This window comes from Burkholderia sp. LS-044, from assembly GCF_004803625.1.
Classification (GTDB): Bacteria; Pseudomonadota; Gammaproteobacteria; order Burkholderiales; family Burkholderiaceae; genus Burkholderia; species Burkholderia cepacia.
Genome location: NZ_SSWO01000004.1, coordinates 377,906 through 395,167 on the forward strand (window position 1 = coordinate 377,906; position 17,262 = coordinate 395,167).

Annotated in this window: 9 protein-coding genes; 5 read left to right on the top strand and 4 right to left on the bottom strand. The window is 70.1% G+C overall.

Features of this window, described 5'->3' with window-relative positions; translation table 11 throughout:
• Positions 1-39 precede the first annotated feature (39 nt).
• Entirely contained in the window at positions 40-1,083 is a 1,044-nt protein-coding gene (locus tag E9536_RS13195) for a Fe(3+) ABC transporter substrate-binding protein (protein ID WP_136469952.1), read from the bottom strand.
• Positions 1,084-1,325: 242 nt separating this feature from the next.
• Here E9536_RS13195 and E9536_RS13200 point away from each other — a divergent pair, with 242 nt between their 5' ends.
• On the top strand, positions 1,326-1,487 hold the full coding sequence (locus E9536_RS13200) for a hypothetical protein (RefSeq protein WP_006476417.1): 162 nt from the start codon (positions 1,326-1,328) through the stop codon (positions 1,485-1,487).
• A 148-nt stretch (positions 1,488-1,635) separates the two neighbouring features.
• Here the strand turns inward: E9536_RS13200 and E9536_RS13205 are convergent, their stop codons facing one another.
• Together E9536_RS13205 and E9536_RS13210 are read right to left on the bottom strand one after the other, a co-directional pair.
• Entirely contained in the window at positions 1,636-3,003 is a 1,368-nt protein-coding gene (locus E9536_RS13205; RefSeq protein WP_048024431.1) for an amino acid permease, read from the bottom strand.
• 291 nt (positions 3,004-3,294) lie between these two features.
• Positions 3,295-5,586 carry an FUSC family membrane protein gene (locus E9536_RS13210; protein WP_059695506.1) on the bottom strand — a complete coding sequence of 764 codons (2,292 nt, stop codon included), beginning with the start codon at positions 5,584-5,586 and terminating at the stop codon, positions 3,295-3,297.
• Between the two features lie 181 nt (positions 5,587-5,767).
• On the opposite strand from E9536_RS13210, the gene recC reads away from it, so the two are divergent.
• Genes recC through arfB form a run of 4 tightly spaced genes read left to right on the top strand, consistent with a single transcriptional unit; the run spans position 5,768 to position 15,502 of the window.
• Positions 5,768-9,112, top strand: a complete 3,345-nt coding sequence (gene recC, locus E9536_RS13215) for an exodeoxyribonuclease V subunit gamma (protein WP_136469953.1) — start codon at positions 5,768-5,770, stop codon at positions 9,110-9,112.
• The gene (gene recB, locus E9536_RS13220) at positions 9,109-12,819 is read left to right on the top strand and encodes an exodeoxyribonuclease V subunit beta (RefSeq protein ID WP_136469954.1); all 3,711 of its coding nucleotides are present in this window, start codon (positions 9,109-9,111) and stop codon (positions 12,817-12,819) included. The genes recC and recB overlap by 4 nt, the downstream gene beginning before the upstream one ends.
• Positions 12,816-15,101: an AAA family ATPase gene (locus tag E9536_RS13225; protein ID WP_136469955.1), complete on the top strand. Its 2,286-nt coding sequence runs from the start codon at positions 12,816-12,818 to the stop codon at positions 15,099-15,101. Before recB ends, E9536_RS13225 begins: the two co-directional genes overlap by 4 nt.
• Positions 15,098-15,502 carry an alternative ribosome rescue aminoacyl-tRNA hydrolase ArfB gene (gene arfB / locus E9536_RS13230; protein ID WP_021162067.1) on the top strand — a complete coding sequence of 135 codons (405 nt, stop codon included), beginning with the start codon at positions 15,098-15,100 and terminating at the stop codon, positions 15,500-15,502. Before E9536_RS13225 ends, arfB begins: the two co-directional genes overlap by 4 nt.
• A gap of 58 nt (positions 15,503-15,560) precedes the next feature.
• On the opposite strand, the gene E9536_RS13235 is transcribed toward arfB, so the two are convergent.
• Positions 15,561-16,841, bottom strand: coding sequence for an EAL domain-containing protein (locus tag E9536_RS13235; protein WP_027787944.1), 1,281 nt, complete (start codon positions 16,839-16,841; stop codon positions 15,561-15,563).
• Between the last annotated feature and the right edge of the window lie 421 nt (positions 16,842-17,262).

Below are 17,262 nucleotides of genomic sequence, written 5' to 3' on the forward strand. Positions count from 1 at the left end.
GGCCGGCACGCCACGCGGCGCGCGCCGGCGGTGGTTGCGTCAGTTGTCAAAACCGACCTTGTCGACGAGCTGGCTCGCCTGCTTGCGATGCTTCGCGATGTCCGCCAGCGGCAGCGGGTCGATCTTCAGCGTGCCGAAGCCGGCGATCACCGGATCGAGTTTCACGTTCGCGCGCACCGGGTATTCGTAGTTCGCCTGCGCATACAGCGCCTGCGCTTCCGGCGACACGAGGTATTCGAGCAGCTTCACCGCGTTGGCCTTGTGCGGCGCGTGCTTCGCGACCGTCGCGCCGCTGATGTTGACGTGCGTGCCGCCGCTCTTCGCGTTCGCGAACGTCGGCCGCACGACCTTGATCGCATCGCCCCACTTGCGTGCGTCGCTGCCGGGCTCCGCATTCTTCATGTGGCCGACGTAGTAAGCATTCGCGAGGCCGACGTCGCAGATGCCGCCGAGGATGTCGCGTGCGACGTCGCGGTCGCCGCCCGTCGCCTTGCGCGCGAGGTTCGCCTTCACGCCGCGCAGCCACTTCTCGGTCGCGGCTTCGCCGTCGTGCGCGATCATCGCCGCGACGAGCGCCGTGTTGTACGGATGCTGGCCCGAGCGGATGCAGACCTTGCCCTTCCATTTCGGATCGGCGAGATCCTCGTAGCGGAACGCATCGACCTTCAGGTCCTTCTCGACGTACAGCACGCGATCGCGCAGCGACAGCGCGTACCAGTCGCCGTTCGTGCCGCGCAGGTTCGCGGGAATCGCCTCGTCGAGCGTCTTCGAGCGCACCGGCTGCGTGAGCCCGCCGTCGACGAGATCGAGCAGGTTGCCGACGTCGACCGTCATCAGCACGTCGGCCGGCGACTGCGCGCCTTCCGCCTTCACGCGCTCGAGCAGGCCGTCCTTCACGAACACCGTATTGACCTTGACGCCGCTCTGCTTCGTGAACGCTTCGATGAGCGGCTGGATCAGCTTCGGTTCGCGAGTGGTGTACAGGCTGACTTCCTCGGCCGCGTGTGCCGGCGGCGCGAAGGCAGCGGCGGCAAGGGCGAGGGCGCCGGCGAGCGGCAGCAGGCGGGTGCGCGGATTCGACATGAAGACTCCGGAGGGGCAGGTGGACGAAGGGAGCGTTCCGGGGCGCGCCTGCCGCTCGATCGACCCGGAATATTACAAAATGAAAGACTCGGGATTCTAGATCGAAATGGGAACCGTTATCAAATGAAAGATAACGACGGGCAGGCGGAGGACGGGAAAGGGGAGCGGAAACGGGGCGTCGCGGGACGGGCGCAAGCGCGTAGAATGCCCGCTTCGATGAATTTGACGGAGTCGCCCCGACCATGAACGATCAGCGCAAGAAGAACCCAGTCCGCAACGTGAGCATCCTGATCGTCGTGGCCGTGCTGCTCGTGATCGGGACGATCCTGTACAACGCGATTTCGCAGAAGCACGCGTACGACGAAGCCCATCCGGCCGAGGCCGCGAGCGCCGCGTCGCACTGACGTGCCGATGCGCGGCCCGGCGGGCCGCGCACGTGGCGTCGAGGTGAAGGGGACGAGTGCCCGGCTGTTGGCGCGGCGGATGCCGCGCGGAGCCGGGAACGAAGCGGGCGCCGGAACCGGCGCGCCGCGTACGCAGGTCAGCCGTGCGTCAACGTGACGCAGGTGCGAATTTCGGGCGGATCCGTGCGTAGAACACGGCCGCGAGCAGCGCGAGCCACGCCGCGCCGACATACAGCGCGACACGCGTGTCCTCGAACCAGCCGAGCATCACGATCACGAAGCCCATGAACGCGATCGTCAGCGCCGGCGCGACCGGCCACAACGGCACCTTGAACTTCAGCGCCGCGACTTCGGCGCTCGACAGCCGGCGGCGCATCGCGACCTGCGACAGCAGGATCATCAGCCAGACCCACACGGTCGCGAACGTCGCGATTGCCGCGACCATCAGGAACACGTCCTTCGGCATCAGGTAGTTGAGCAGCACGCCGGCGAGCAGCGCGACCGCCATCACGAGCACCGTGACCCACGGCACGCCGTGCCGCGAGGTCGTCATCAGCACGCGCGGTGCCTGGCCCTGGCGCGCCATCCCGAACATCATCCGGCCCGCGCCGAAGATGTCGCTGTTGATCGCGGAGATCGCCGCGCTGATCACGACCAGGTTGAGGATCGTCGCGGCGGACTTCACGCCGAGCGCGGAGAAGATCTGCACGAACGGGCTGCCGTCGCTGCCGACACCCGTCCACGGGCTGATCGACATCAGCACGACCATCGTCAGCACGTAGAACAGCAGGATGCGCGCGGGCACCGCGTTGATCGCGCGCGGAATCACGCGCTCCGGATCCTTGGCTTCGCCGGCGCTCATCCCGATCACCTCGATCCCGCCGTACGCGAAGATCACGACCGACAGCGACGCGATCAACCCGCCGACGCCGTTCGGCAGGAAGCCGCCATGGTTCCACAGGTTCGCGAACGTCGGCACGTCGGCCGAATGGCCGAAGTGCATGCCGGTCAGCAGGATCGCCACGCCGCCGCCGATCATCGCGACGATCGCGCCGACCTTGATGATCGACAGCCAGAACTCGAGTTCGCCGAACACCTTCACGTGGCACAGGTTCAGCCCGCAGATGATCGCGACGACGCCGAGCACCCAGATCCATTGCGGGACATCCGGAAACCAGAAGCCCATGTAGATGCCGAACGCCGTGATGTCGGCGATCGCGACGATCACCATTTCGAGCGTGTAGGTCCAGCCGGTGACGAAGCCGGCAAACGGGCCGAGGTTCTCGGTCGCATAGTGGCCGAACGAGCCGGCGACGGGTTCGCGCACGGCCATCTCGCCGAGCGCGCGCATCACCATGTAGACGGCCGCGCCGCCCAGGATGTACGCCAGGATCACGGCCGGGCCCGCGAGCTGGATCGCGGACGCCGAACCGTAGAACAGGCCCGTGCCGATCGCCGAACCCAGCGCGAGAAAGCGGATGTGCCGCGCGCTCAGGTGGCGCTGCAAGTTTTTCATCGTGTCTCCGATATCGTTATGCGACGGACCGGGCGAGCGGGGCCGGTCCGATTGCGTCAAGTTGTCTATACAACTTGAATGTGAACGAATGATAACAAGCCGGGCCGGATGACCGGAATCGGGTATTCCCTGACTGGCGCGACGGGCGCAACAGGGGGCAAGGCGGTCGCGCATGGGAGGCGCGGGCCGCCTGGAACGCTCGGGTCATGCTTCGGGGATCGCTGAATCGGGGAGCGCCGCTGGCCGATCCGCGGCATGCGCGGGCCGGCCACCGGCGGGGTAAAGCCGCGGTCAGGCGGGCAGGCGGATCACGCTCGCATCCTTGCGGATCAGCAGCGACGACGCGAGCATCTGCTTGCACTGATGTGCGAGTACCTTCAGGTCGTGCGTGAGCTCGGCACCCACCGCATCGGATTTCTCCGCGGACACGACCATCGCGTCGAGGTCGCGCGTGATCTGCTTCGACGCGTCGAGCTGATCGGCGGGCGGCGGCTCGCCGGCCTCGGCCTTCTCGAGATTGTCGAGCACGGCGGCGAGGCCGCGGTGCAGCGCATCGTCGTGAAGGATGTTGCCGTCGGCTGCGCAGGCCGTGCGGATCAGCGGCGCGGCCGCCGTGATCTGCGCGCCGAGCACGTGGGTCTGCACGAGCAGGTCGTTCAGTTCCGGCACGAAGCGCTGGTGCGCCTTCGGCTCGATCATCATCCGCTGGAACGCCTGCCCGAGATTCGCGAACGCGATGTGCACGTCCTTGCGCGCGAGGCGGTAGCGGTAGTCGTCGTCGAGGGTCGTGGCCGGCGCCTCGATGGCCGCGGCGACGACCGGCACGACGGCCGCGCCGTCGGCGGCCGGCACGGGCGGCGGCGACACGCCGCGCCCGGCCCGCCACACGGCCTCGAAATACTTGCGGGTCGCGGTGAGCATGTCGGCCACCTGCTTGCCCATCAGACGGTATTCCCAGTACGGGAACAGCCGGCTCGCGGCGATCGCGATCATGCAGCCGACCACGGTGTCGATCGCGCGCTCGCCGATGATCCGCATGCTGCCCGGCGCGAGCAGGTGGAACATCAGCAGCACGTACGACGACGTGAACACGACGCTCGCCGCGTAGTTGAACAGCAGCAGGCTGTAGCTCATCACCATCGACCCGAACATGATCGCGATCAGCAGGTGCGGCTCCTTCACCGTGTAGATCAGCGCGATGCTCGCTGCGCAGCCGATCAGCGTGCCGATGATCCGCTGCGCGTTGCGCTGCTTGGTGAGCGAGTAGCCGGGTTTCAGGATGATGATGGTCGTCATCACGATCCAGTACGCGTTCGTGAGCGGCAGCAGCCGGCCGAGCCAGAACCCGACCGCCACCGCGATCGTCACGCGCAGCGCGTGGCGGAAGCTCGGGGAACGCATGTTCAGGTTCGAGAAGATCAGGAGCGGCGACATCCGGCGGCGCTGCAGGAAGCGCGTGAGCGCCTTGTCGATCTTCAGTTCGGTTTGCTGCGGATCGGCGTGGCCCGACAGGTTGCGGCGCATCCGGTCGATCAGGCGCGTCGCGCTCCAGATGCGCCGGAACGTGGCGAGCACGGCCGCATACGCCTCCGCGTTGGTGGCCGGGAAGTTCTTCTTGCGCATCAGCTCGATCTCGTACTCGATCGCGCGCAGCTCGGCCTTCACGCTGATCCGCGAATGCGGGGCGCGGTTTTCGAGCACCGCGAGGCCGATCTCCTCGAGATCGGCGGCCGCCTTGCCGATCAGGTCGCGATAGAAGATGATCAGGTCCGAGCCGCCGAACGTGTTGCGCACCAGCGGGTAATCGGTGTGCGCGCCGACGAACAGCTCGTGCAGGTCGACGCTGTTGATGAACAGGTTGTACATCGTCGTGCGGCCGGGATCGAGCTTGCCGCGGCGCAGCTTCGGCAGGTTGCGCAGCACGATGTCGCGCGCGGTTTCCTGGGTTTCGACCGCCGTGATCTGCTTGGCGACGAGATTGCGGTAGCACTCGTCGAGATCGGCATCGAGGTCGTAGAACTGCGCGCGCGCGAGCAGGTAGTCGGCGCAGGCGAACAGGCTCTCGGCCAGCGCCTGCTGCTCGATCCGGCGCGCCTGCCATCGCGACACGAGCGTGGCCCAGTACGTGTACCAGAGGCCGCCCGCGAGAATCCAGCCGGCGTTGATGAACGCCTGCAGCGGCGTGAACTTCTCCTCGAGCGTCATCACCATCATGAACAGCGTCGCGAAGCTGATCTGCGGCCAGCGGTTGCCGTAGACGACGATCAGCGACAGCACGAAGGTGAGCGGCACGATGGTGAGCCACAGCACGAAGATGTTCGGTGTGGCAAGGCCGGTCGCGAGCGCGGCCAGAAAGCCGATCACGCTGCACGCGAGCATTTCGTTGTGCTTGTACTTGAGCGGGCCCGGCATGTCGACGACGCAGGCGCCGAGCGCGCCGGTCGAGATCGTGAAGCCGAGCTCGCGGTTGTGAAACACGATCAGGCACAGCACGGCCGGCAGCGAGACGCCGACCGCGATCCGCAGGCCGCCGAAAAAGTACTGGCTGTAGAAAAACTTTCTGATTTCGACCGAATAGCGCATCGATGGACTGAATGGCAGACGAAGACGCCCGGGGCGGCGTATTGACTGGCGACGAGTCTATCGTATTTCGCGGTCCGCAAAACCTGGCTTTCCGGCCGAGGTTCGCGGAGGCGGTCCATTTGCTATCCTTGGTGATCCTGTTCGCCCGGCCCTGCCCGCGCGAGGTTCCGACGCCTGCTTCATGCTCCATCTCTTCTATTCGAACCGTCACGAAACGCTGGCCGACGCGCTGCTCGAGGATCTGGCCGCGTTCCCGGCCCGCAACGGCCCGTGGGCGCCGCAACAGGTCATCGTGCCGAGCGCGGCGCTGCGCCGTCGCCTCGAGCTCGACATCGCCGCGCGCAACGGCGTATGCGCGAACGTCGAGTTCACGTATCTCGCGCAGTGGCTGTGGGCGCAGATCGGCCGCGTGCTGACGGTGCCCGCGCGTTCGCCGTTCGCACCCGACCGCCTCGTGTGGCGCTGCTACCGGCTGTTCGCGCAGGCATCCGACGGTGCGCCGTGGCTCGCGTCGCCGCGGCTGGCCGCGTATCTGTCCGCGTCCGACGATGCGATGCGCTACGAGCTTGCCCACCGCGTCGCGGCCGTGCTCGACCATTACCTGACCTATCGTCCCGAGTGGCTCGCCGCGTGGCAGGCCGGCGAGTCCGTGCTCGCGGGCGACGCCGCGCCGCGCGGGATCAGCGACGCCGCGCGCGACGACGAGCGCTGGCAGGCCGCGCTGTGGCGCGCGCTGCTCGCCGAGCTGAGCGACAGCGGCACGCCGCCGGCGCACCGCTTCCTCGTCGAGGCGCGCCATCTCGATCCTGAAACCGTCGCGCGCGCACGCACGCATTGGCCGGAATCGGTCAGCGTGTTCGCGCTGCCGACGATGCCGCCGCTGCACGTCGCATTGCTGCGCGAGCTGTCGCGCTGGATCGACGTGCGCGTCTATGCGCTGAACCCGTGCCGCGAATTCTGGTTCGACATCGTGACCGCCGCGCATGCCGAGGCGCTCGACGCGGCCGGGCGCCTCGACTACCAGGAGGTCGGCCATCCGCTGCTCGCCGAATGGGGCAGGCAGACCCAGGCGCAGCTGCACATGCTGCACGAACTGACTGAAAGCGCCGCGTCGGGCGACGCGTCGCGTTTCATCGAGAATCCCGCGCCGACGTGGCTCGCGCGTGTGCAGAACGCGATCCTCGAACTGCGGCCCGAGGCCGAAGCCGGCGATGCCCCGGCCGAGCGCGGCATCGAGGTGCACGTGTGCCACAGCCTCGCGCGCCAGCTCGAGGTGCTGCACGACCGGCTGCTCGCGTGGTTCGACGCCGACGCGAGCCTGCAGCCGTCCGACGTGCTCGTCGCGGTCGCCGATCTCGCGGCGGCCGGGCCGTTGATCGATGCCGTGTTCGGCACGGCCGGCAGTGGCGGTGCACGCGTGCCTTACCGGATCACCGGCCTGCCGCCTTCGCAGGCGAACCCGGTCGCGCGCGTGCTGCTCGACTGGCTCGCGTTGCCGGAGCGGCAGGTCGGTGCGCCCGAGCTGGTCGAATGGCTGCGTGTCGACGCGGTGTCGGCACGCTACGGCATCGACGCGACGGCGCTCGAGACGGTGCAGACCTGGCTCGCGGCCGCCGGCGCGCGGCGCGGGCTGTCGCCGCTCGCGAGCGACGATGCGGCCGTGCCGTCGCCGCGTCATACGTTCTCCGATGCGCTCGCGCGGCTCTTTCTCGGTTATGCGATGCCGGAAGGCGCGGCTCCGGTCGGCGCGTGGCTGCCGATCGAAGCGGCCACCGGCAGCGAGGCCGAACTGCTCGGCCGGCTTGCTCGCTTCACCGACGACCTCGACGGCTTCGCGCGGCGGCTGGCCGAATCGCATACGCCGCACGGCTGGAGCGAACTGTTCGCCGACACGCTCGCGCGTTTCTTCGATTCGGGCGCCGCGTATGCGGATGCGCTCGCGGGCGTGCGCGACGCGCTCGACGCGATGCTGGCCGCGATGACGGAGGGGGCGCCCGACGAAGCGCTGCCGGCGGCCGTCGTCCGGGCCGGGCTGGCCGCCGCGCTCGACGATCCGGCGCGCGGCGGGGTGCCGTGGGGCGGTGTCACGTTCTCGTCGCTGACGAGCCTGCGCGGGCTGCCGTATCGCGTCGTCTGCCTGCTCGGGATGGACGATGGCGTGCTGCCGAGCCTCGCGCGCGCGGACGAATTCGACCTGATGGCCGTGTTGCCGAAGCTCGGCGATCGCCAGCGCCGCGACGACGAGCGCAACCTGTTTCTCGACCTGCTGCTCGCCGCACGCGACCGGTTGCTGATTGCGTACACGGGCCGCAGCATTCGCGACAACGCGCCGTTGCCGCCCGCGGCACTCGTCGACGAATTGCTCGACCATCTCGCGCTCGTCACGGCAGGCCCCGACGCCGCGCCGGACGCGGTCGATGCCGCGCGGCGCGCGTTCATCGTCGAGCATCCGCTGCAACCGTTCGCGGCCGTGTATTTCCAGCCCGGCAGCGCGCTCGTGTCTTATGACGCCGAGCGGGCGACGCTCGCGTCGCTGCTCGCCGCCGAAGCGTCGCGCGACGGCCCGCGCGAATTGCCGTTCTTCGCGCAGCCGCTGCCGGCCGAACCGGTCGAGCCTGTCGCATTCAGCGAATTCGAACGCTTCTGGCGCCATCCGGCGCGCGCGTTGCTGCGCGGCCGGCTCGGCATCGTGCTTGCCGACGCGCAGGCCGAACTGCTCGATACGGAACCGTTCGCGCTCGACTTCGCCGGCAGCGATGCGCTCGCCGAGCGCGTGCTGCCGCTGCTGATCGAATCGGACGAGGGCGGCGTGCACGATCATGCGCTGCGCATCGCGGACGCGAGCCCCGAACTGCCGGGCGGCGCGACGGGCGCCGTGTGGCGCGACCAGGCGCTCGGCTCGATGACGCAGCTGGCGTCGAACGTGCGTCGAGCGCTGGCCGACGGGATGGAGCGGCGGTCGTTCTCGCTCACCGTCGTGCCCGCGTGGCCCGATACCGAGCAGGCGCTGTTCGGCGCGCACGACGCGCTGCTGTCGGGCGACGCGGTGAGCGCGCCGCTTGAACTGCACGGCACGCTGAACCGGCTGACGCAGGCCGGGCAGATCATCTACCGTTATGCGAGGCCGAGTGCGCGCGATTACCTGTCCGCGTGGCTTGCGCATCTCGTCTACTGCGCGATCGAGCCTGGCGGCCCGCGCCGCACGCTGTGGTTCGGCAGCGGCGGCGCGTTCGAGCTGACGCCTGTCGCCGCGCCGCTCGAGCAGCTCGCACCGCTTGCCGCGCTGTTTCGCGCGGGGCGGCGCATGCCGCTGCGGTTTTTCCCGCGCAGCGCATGGGCGCGGGTGTCCGACGGCGAGGCCAAGGCCGCGAGTGTCTGGATCAACGAACGGGTCGTGAGCGAAGCCGACGATCCGGCCATCGCGATCGCATGGCGCGGCGCGCATGCGTCGCTCGACGAGCCGTTCGCCACGCTCGCGCGGCTCGTGTTCGATCCGCTCGTCGAGCATCTGAAGGAGGTCGCATGAGCGCCGTGTCGCAGCCGCAGCAGGCGCTCGAACTCGACGTGTTCGCGTGTCCGCTCGATGGCGTCAACCAGATCGAGGCATCGGCCGGCACCGGCAAGACCTGGAACATCTGCGCGCTCTATGTGCGCCTGCTGCTGGAAAAGGATCTCGGTGCGGACGAAATCCTCGTCGTGACCTTCACGAAAGCGGCGACCGCGGAGCTGCACGAGCGGATTCGCGGCCGGCTCGCGCAGCTTGCGCATGCGCTCGACACGGGGGACGACGGCGGCGATCCGTTCATCGAGCGCCTGCTCGAGACGACGCTCGGCGAAGGTGGCGAGCTCGATCCCGAAACGGCCGCGAAACGGATCCGGCGTGCGCTGCGCGCGTTCGACCAGGCGGCCATCCATACGATCCACGCGTTCTGCCAGCGCGCGCTGCAGGAAGCGCCGTTCGCGGCCGCGATGCCGTTCGCGTTCGACATGGAGGCCGACGATGCGTCGCTGCGCTTCGAACTTGCGGCGGATTTCTGGCGCACGCGCGTCGAACCGGCGGCCGCACGCTGGCCGGGTTTCGCGACCTGGCTCGTCGAATCGGGCGCCGGGCCGGCCGCGCTCGACGCGCAGCTCGCGCGCCGGCTGAAGAAGCCGCTCGCCGCGCTGCGTTGGGACGGCGTGACCGAGCCCGACGAATCGGCCGAGGCCGCCGCGGCCGAATGCTTCGCGGAGGCCGGGCGGATGTGGGCGGCCGAGCGCGAAGCGATCGATGCGTTGCTGCGCACCGCGCAGCCCGCGCTCAACCAGCGGTCGCACAAACCCGAAGCGGTTGCCGATGCGCTCGCCGCATGGGCCGCGCATTTCGCGCAGGGCGACGCGACGGCTGCGCTGCCGAAGGCCGCGCTGAAGCTCACCCGCACCGCGCTCGTGAAGGCGACGAAAAAAGGCGGCGCGACGCCCGAACACGCGTTCTTCGACGTGGCGGACGCGCTCGAGGCGGCCGTGGCGGCGGCTGAAGCCGCACAGCGCGCGCGCTGGCTCGCGCTGATCGCCGAATGGCTCGACATGGCGCCGGGCGAGCTGGCCGAGCGCAAGCGCACGCGGCGCATCGTGTCGTTCGACGATCTGCTGGCGAACCTGTACCACGCGCTGCATGCGCATCCGTGGCTCGCCGAGACGCTGCGCGCGCGCTATCCGGCCGCGCTGATCGACGAGTTCCAGGATACCGACCCGCTGCAGTTCGCGATCTTCGACCGGATCTTCGCGCCGGGCGGCCCGCTATTCCTCGTCGGCGATCCGAAGCAGGCGATCTACAGCTTCCGCGCGGCCGATCTGCATACCTATCTGGCGGCGCGCGCGCGGGCGAGCGCGTGCTACACGCTCGCGGTCAACCAGCGCTCGACGCCCGCGATCGTCGATGCGTGCAACCGCTTCTTCATGTCGAATCCGCGCGCGTTCGTGCTCGACGGGCTCGACTATTACGCGGTGCGTGCCGGCACGCGCGTGCGCGCGCCGTTCGTCGACGACACCGATCCGGGCCCGGCAGGCGACTTCCGGGTGTGGGCGTTGCCTGGCGGTGAAGGCACGTTGCTCAAGCGCGATGCGCAGGCACGGGCCGCGCAGGCCTGTGCCGCCGAGATTGCCCGGCTGATGCGGGGCGCGCGCGAAGGGCGCGTTCGGCTCGGCGAGTCGCCGCTGTCGCCGGGCGATATCGCAGTGCTCGTGCAGACGCACCGGCAGGGCAGTCTCGTGAAGCGCGTGCTGGCCACGTGGGGCATCGGCAGCGTGGAACTGGCGCAGGCCTCGGTGTTCTCGACCGGCGACGCGGAGCAGCTTGAACGCGTGCTGGCGGCGATCGATGCGCCGGGCGACCTGCGTCGGCTGCGCGCGGCGCTCGCAGCCGACTGGTTCGGCCTCGATGCCGGCGCACTGTGGCGGATGGAGCAGGGCGACGGTGATGCATCACACGAAGCGTCCGCGGCTGACAGCGCCGACGCGATGAGCTGGGTCGAGCGCTTCTCGCGGTACCGGCTGCTGTGGCGCGAACGCGGTTTCGCGGTGATGTGGCGCACGTTCACGCGCGAATTGCGGATCGCCGAGCGGCTGATGGCCGGCGCGGACGGCGAGCGTCGCGTGACCGACATCAACCATCTGGCCGAACTGACGCAGGCACGCGCGTCCGCGCAGCCGGGCATCGCGCCGACGCTGCGCTGGCTAGCCGCGCAACGGCTCGACGGCGGCGGCGAGGAAGCGCAGTTGCGGCTCGAATCCGATCGCAACCTCGTGCAGATCGTCACCGTGCACAAGTCGAAAGGCCTCGAATACGCGATCGTGTTCTGTCCGTTCCTGAACGACGGCGGGTTGCGCGAGCCGCCCGCGTCCGCGTTGCCCGATGCGCGCGAATACCACGACGATGCGGGCGACGCGGTGCTGCATTACGGGTGCGACGACGAGGCGGCCGCGCATGCGGCGCAGCAAGCGCTGCGCGAGCAGGCCGCGGAGCGCGCGCGGCTCGTCTACGTGGCGCTCACGCGTGCGGTCTATCGCTGCTACGTCGTCGCCGGGCCGTACCTGTCGTCGCGCTCGACGCGCGAGGCGCGACGCAGCGTGCTGAACTGGCTCGTCGCCGGCGCCGGCCAGTCGTTCGATGCATGGCTCGACGAGCCGCCCGACGAAGCCGCGCTCGATACGGCGTGGCACGCGCTCGCGGGCGGCCCCGTGAGCGTCGCGCCGCTGCCGGCGCCTGCGCGCCCCGAGCGTCTGGCGGCCGGGCACGACGCGTCGCAGACGCTCGCGGCGCGCCATGCGACGCGCGTGCTGCGCGATGCCTGGCGGATGGCCAGCTTCAGTTCGCTGACCGCGTCGATGGCGCGCGAGGAGGCGGGCGTCGCGGCCGTGCCGGATGACGAACTGCGGCCCGACCACGATGCGCTCGCCGCGGTCGCGCCGGATGCCGAGTGGCTGTTGGCCGATACGGTTGCGCCCGAACCGCCGGACGACGACATCCTCGTGTTCCCGCGCGGCGCGGCGGCCGGCGAGTGCCTGCACCGCCTGTTCGAGCTCAGCCGGTTCGCGGAGCCCGAGTCGTGGCCGAAGGCCGCGCTCGGTGCGCTGCACGACCGGCCGGTCGAGGCCGGGCCCGAACTCGCGACACGTCTGCCGGCGATGATGGTGCAACTGGTCGATGACGTCGTGCACACCGAGCTCGTGCCGGGCATGCGGCTCGTCGATCTCGATCCCGCGAAGCGGCTCGACGAAATGGGGTTCCTGTTCCCGGCGCCGTCGCTCGACCTGATGGCGCTACGCCGCCTGCTGGTCGCGCACGGCTACCCGGACGTTGCACTGGAGGCGGGCATGCTCGCCGGTTTCATCAAGGGTTTCATCGACATGATCGTCGAACACGACGGCCGCTTCTGGATCGTCGACTGGAAGTCGAACCATCTCGGCACGACGCCGGACGCCTATGGCCCGCGCGCGCTCGACGTCGCGATGGCCGACCACGCGTATCACCTGCAGGCGCTGCTCTATACGGTCGCGCTGCATCGCTACCTGCGCGGGCGGTTGCCCGATTACGACTACGACACGCACGTCGCGGGCTACCTGTACCTGTTCGTGCGGGGTGTACGGCCCGGCTGGCGCAGCGGCGGCGAGCCGGCCGGCGTACATGCGCGGCGGCCCGCGCGCGCGCTTGTCGACGCACTCGACCGGATGATGGAAGGGGGCCGCGCATGAACGCGCAGGACGATACGCTCGAATTCACCGGCGGCCTCGTCGCGCGGCTGCCCGAGCCCGCCGATTTCGGTATCGCGCTCGCGGAAGGTTTCGCGCGGCGGATCGGCGATCTCGCTCGCCGCGCCGGCGCGCCGGCCGCGGCCGCGCGCTGGGCGGCGCGCGCCGCGTTCGCGACGAGTCGTGCGACGGCGGGCGGCCACGTGTGCGTCGCGCTCGGCGCGCTCGCGCAGCGCTACGAAACACCGCTCGACGAGGTTCGCGCGGCGCTCGCCGCGAGCGGCGTGGTCGCGTTCGGCACGCTCGCGCGGGGCGACGAGCGGCCGCTGATCGTCGACCGCCACGACCACCTGTACCTGTCGCGCTATTTCGACTACGAACGGCGGCTCGCCGATGCGCTCGTCGCGCAGGCCGGTGCGACCATGCCGGACGAAGGTCTTGCGCCCGACCGGCTGCGCGACAGTCTCGCGCGTTACTTCGGGCCGGCGAACGGCGAAGTCGACTGGCAGCGCGTCGCGGCGATCGTCGCGCTGACCGGCCGCGTGACGATCGTCAGCGGTGGCCCGGGCACGGGCAAGACGACGACCGTCGTCGGCGTGCTGGCCTGTCTGCTCGATGCGCATCCGGGGCTGCGCGTCGCGCTGGCCGCGCCGACCGGCAAGGCCGCGCAGCGGATGCAGGAGGCACTGCATGCGCGGGCCGGCGACCTGCCGCCGGAACTCGCGGCGCGCCTGCCCGATACGTCGTACACGCTGCACCGGCTGCTGGGCGGCGGCGGGGCGGCCGGTTTCCGGCATCATCGCGACAATCCGCTGCCGTACGACCTGATCGTCGTCGACGAGGCATCGATGATCGACGTCGCGCTCGCCGCGCATCTGCTCGATGCGCTCGCGCCGGGCGCGCGGCTCGTGCTGCTCGGCGACAAGGATCAACTGGCCGCGGTCGAGGCGGGTGCCGTATTCGCGGAGCTGAGCGCGCGACCGGCGTTTACCGCCGCGGCGCGCACGCGCATCGCGCAGGCGCTCGGCATCGACGAGGCGGCATTCGTCGCGGCGTTGCCGGTGCAGGACGAGGCCGCGACCGTGGTCGCAGCCGTTCCCGCGGCGCATCCGGTTTCCGCCGCGGCCCGCGCCCCGGCGCCGCCATCGACCACCACACGCAAGCCGGCGTCGCGACGGAAGGCCGATGCGAGACAGGCATCGCTCTTCGACGACGAACCGCAGGATGACGAGGTTTCGTCGTCCAACGTCGCGCCGGCGCCGGCCGAAACCGGTGAAGCCGGCGACGCAGGCGAGGCCTCCGCATGGATCGAGGTCGACGAACTGGCGTGGCTCGACGCCGTCGAGCTGCCGCCGTTCGACGCAGGCGACGTGGCGCTTGCGTCGGTCACGTCGAACCCGCCGGGCGAACCCGCCGCCGCGTCCGCCACGCCCACGCCCGCACCGGCACCGCTCGCCGACTGCGTGGTCTGGCTCGAACGCAACTACCGCTTCGGTCTCGATTCGCCGATCGGGCGGCTGTCGCTCGCGATCCGCAGCGGCGACGTGCAGGCCGCGCTCGACGCGCTGCCCGCCGACGATTCGGCGGCTGCGTCGTTCCATGACGATGCGGGCGAGTCGCTCGCGACGTCGACGCTCGAGCGGCTTGCGCGGCGGTTCGGTGCTTACCTCGACGCGTTGCGCGACGCGCTGGCCGCGCCGGTGCCCGATCCACTGCCGCTGTTCGACGCGCTCAACCGGTTCCGGATCCTGTGCGCGACCCGCAGCGGCTTGCGCGGCGCGGAGCACGTCAATGCGCTCGTGGCCGCGCACGTGCGCCACGTGGCGCGCGTGCCGCTGGCGGTCGGCGCGCACTGGTTCACGGGACGGCCGATCATGGTGACGCGCAACGACTACGCGCTCGGGCTGTTCAACGGCGATATCGGCATTGCGCTGCCCGATGCGCACGGCGTGCTGCGCGTGTGGTTCCGGCGTGCGGACGGCACCGCGCGCGCGGTGTCGCCGGCCGCGCTGCCGCCGCACGAAACCGCGTTCGCGCTGACGGTCCACAAATCGCAGGGCTCGGAATTCGACGAAGCCGCGCTCGTGCTGCCGGCATCGTTCGGCCGCGTGCTCACGCGCGAACTCGTCTATACGGCCGTCACGCGTGCCCGCACGCGCGTGCAGGTGATCGGGCCGCGGCGCGTGCTGGCGCAGGCGGTCGCGACGCGCACGCAGCGCGATTCGGGGCTCGCGGCACGCGTCGACGAGGCGCTTGCACGGCGCCGCATGGAGGCGTCGCGATGATGATCCGCTATACGCTCGATCCGGCCGAGGTCGAATGGACGGCCGTGCGCGCGCAAGGCGCCGGCGGGCAGAACGTGAACAAGGTGTCGAGCGCGATCCACCTGCGCTTCGACATCCGTGCGTCGTCGTTGCCGCCTGTCATCAAGGAGCGGCTTCTCGCGCTGTCCGACCAGCGCATCACGCGCGACGGCATCGTCGTGATCAAGTCGCAGGAATACCGCACCCAGGAGAAAAACCGCGAGGCCGCGCTGGCGCGCCTCGATGCATTGATCGCCGGCGTTGCGTTCACGCCGCGCGCGCGGGTCGCCACGCGGCCGACGCGCGCGTCGAAGGAGCGGCGGCTCGAGCACAAGTCGCGCCGCAGCGCGGTGAAGTCGGGAAGAGGGAAGGTGATCGACTGACGAATGGTCGGGCGGTCGAACCGCGGGTGCGGCAGCCGGGCGCCCGCACCCGCGCCGGTTACCGCATCACGGTCCCGGCGCTGTCGAGTACGAAGTCGACGCAGAACACGACGAGCCGGCTCTGCGCGCGGATCGCGACGGCGGCCGTATAGCAGTCGCGGCCTTCCGTCAGCGAGAAATGCGGGCCCATCAGCGCGACGCGTCCGGGCGCGGCGATCGCGCGCTGGAAATACGGGCGCCGCGACCAGTTGCTGTGGGTCTCCGGAAAGAGCGGTGCGAGGCGGGTGACGCCGGCCTGGCCGTCGTCGGCGGGCGCACCGATCGACGGCAGGAACTGCTCGCCGGTTTCGTCGGTGACGAACACGCGGCGGGCGGCCGGCACCGCGAACACGCGATGCGCGGCGTCCTGCAGGTTGCCGCTCGCGGAAAACGCGGCCGCGCCGGTCAGCACGAGCCGCTCGATCGCGTCGAAGCCCGGCTGCTCGGCGACGACCGGCGTGTGCCGGCGGGCGATGAAGCGCTGCCACGCGGCGTCGAGCATCGCGGGTGCTGCCGCGCTGGCATGGGCGATCGATGCGTCGGGCTGGCCGAACTGGAAACCCTGCACGAAATCGATGTCGGCTTCCATCAGCGCCTGCAGCGAATCGTCGTTCTCGACGCCCTCGGCGAGCACCATCGCGCCGGCCTGGTGCAGCATCGACACGAGGTGATGCATGATGCGGCGATCGTCGGCCGAACCGGTCGAACGTTCGACGAGCGAGCGATCGAGCTTGACGATGTCGGGACGCGCGCGCCACACGCGGTCGAAGTTCGAGAATCCGGTGCCGAAATCGTCGATCGCGATCAGGAAGTCGCGATGCTGGATCATGTCGATCGTGCGGGCGAGCGCGGCTTCGTCGCGCGACGGCTGTTCGACGACCTCCAGCACGATGCGGTTCGGCGGCAGCGCGAAATGCCGGCACAGCGCCTCGACGAATTCGCGCTGCACGAGGCCCGAGTCGAGCACGCGCGGCGTGACGTTCAGGAACAGCCAGCCGTCGCCGATGCCCTGCGCGACGAAATTGGCCGTATGCAGGCAGCGCGCGAGCCGGTCGAGCAGCAGCGCGTCGGCGTCGGCGCGCGTCTTGTCGAACAGGGCGGCGGGCGAGATCAGTGCGCCGTTCGCGTCGACGACGCGCAGCAGCGCCTCGTAACCGACGACCCGCTTGTGCGTGATCGACAGCACGGGCTGGAACACGCTGCGCAGCGTCGTGGTGCGATAGGTGGCGACCCAGCCGCCGGGCGTCGGCGTGAGACGGTCGAGCAGGGAGTCGAGCGAGAGGTCGCGGGCGGGCTTCATGTCAACGGAGCCCGGGGGCGAGCGGCGGGGCGGTAGCGCGCCGCCGCGCTGAAGCGGTCGCACGCGCCGGCGGACGCGAAAGGACGTGAGACATCGAGGCCGCCTTCTGCGGGTAAGTGTTCGGAGTGTAACGGGAATGGGGCCGCTCGCGTATCAGGGAAACTCCAGACGCACGCGGGTATGCGGCTGCCGCCGGCGCCGCCCGCATACGTGCCGCGCATGACCGCCGCGGCGCGAAGGGCGCCGCCGCCGCACGTGACAACCCGTCGGCATGGTGCGCACGATGAGGCGAGGCGGGAAATCCCGGCGGCCGGCAGGGCTGCGAGCGCATGTCGCCGTCAGACGAATGCCGGCGGCGCAGCGGCACCCTCCCCGGCGGCGCGGAGAACAGCCGGTACCCGGTCGGAAGGCATCACGGCCC

Excerpts from the sequence above, each read along its gene's own strand:
- E9536_RS13210 (WP_059695506.1), bottom strand. The coding sequence starts at position 5,586 with ATGCGCTATTCGGTCGAAATCAGAAAGTTTTTCTACAGCCAGTACTTT.
- recC (WP_136469953.1), top strand. The coding sequence starts at position 5,768 with ATGCTCCATCTCTTCTATTCGAACCGTCACGAAACGCTGGCCGACGCG.
- E9536_RS13195 (WP_136469952.1), bottom strand. The coding sequence starts at position 1,083 with ATGTCGAATCCGCGCACCCGCCTGCTGCCGCTCGCCGGCGCCCTCGCC.
- arfB (WP_021162067.1), top strand. The coding sequence starts at position 15,098 with ATGATGATCCGCTATACGCTCGATCCGGCCGAGGTCGAATGGACGGCC.
- recB (WP_136469954.1), top strand. The coding sequence starts at position 9,109 with ATGAGCGCCGTGTCGCAGCCGCAGCAGGCGCTCGAACTCGACGTGTTC.
- E9536_RS13235 (WP_027787944.1), bottom strand. The coding sequence starts at position 16,841 with ATGAAGCCCGCCCGCGACCTCTCGCTCGACTCCCTGCTCGACCGTCTC.
- E9536_RS13205 (WP_048024431.1), bottom strand. The coding sequence starts at position 3,003 with ATGAAAAACTTGCAGCGCCACCTGAGCGCGCGGCACATCCGCTTTCTC.
- E9536_RS13200 (WP_006476417.1), top strand. The coding sequence starts at position 1,326 with ATGAACGATCAGCGCAAGAAGAACCCAGTCCGCAACGTGAGCATCCTG.
- E9536_RS13225 (WP_136469955.1), top strand. The coding sequence starts at position 12,816 with ATGAACGCGCAGGACGATACGCTCGAATTCACCGGCGGCCTCGTCGCG.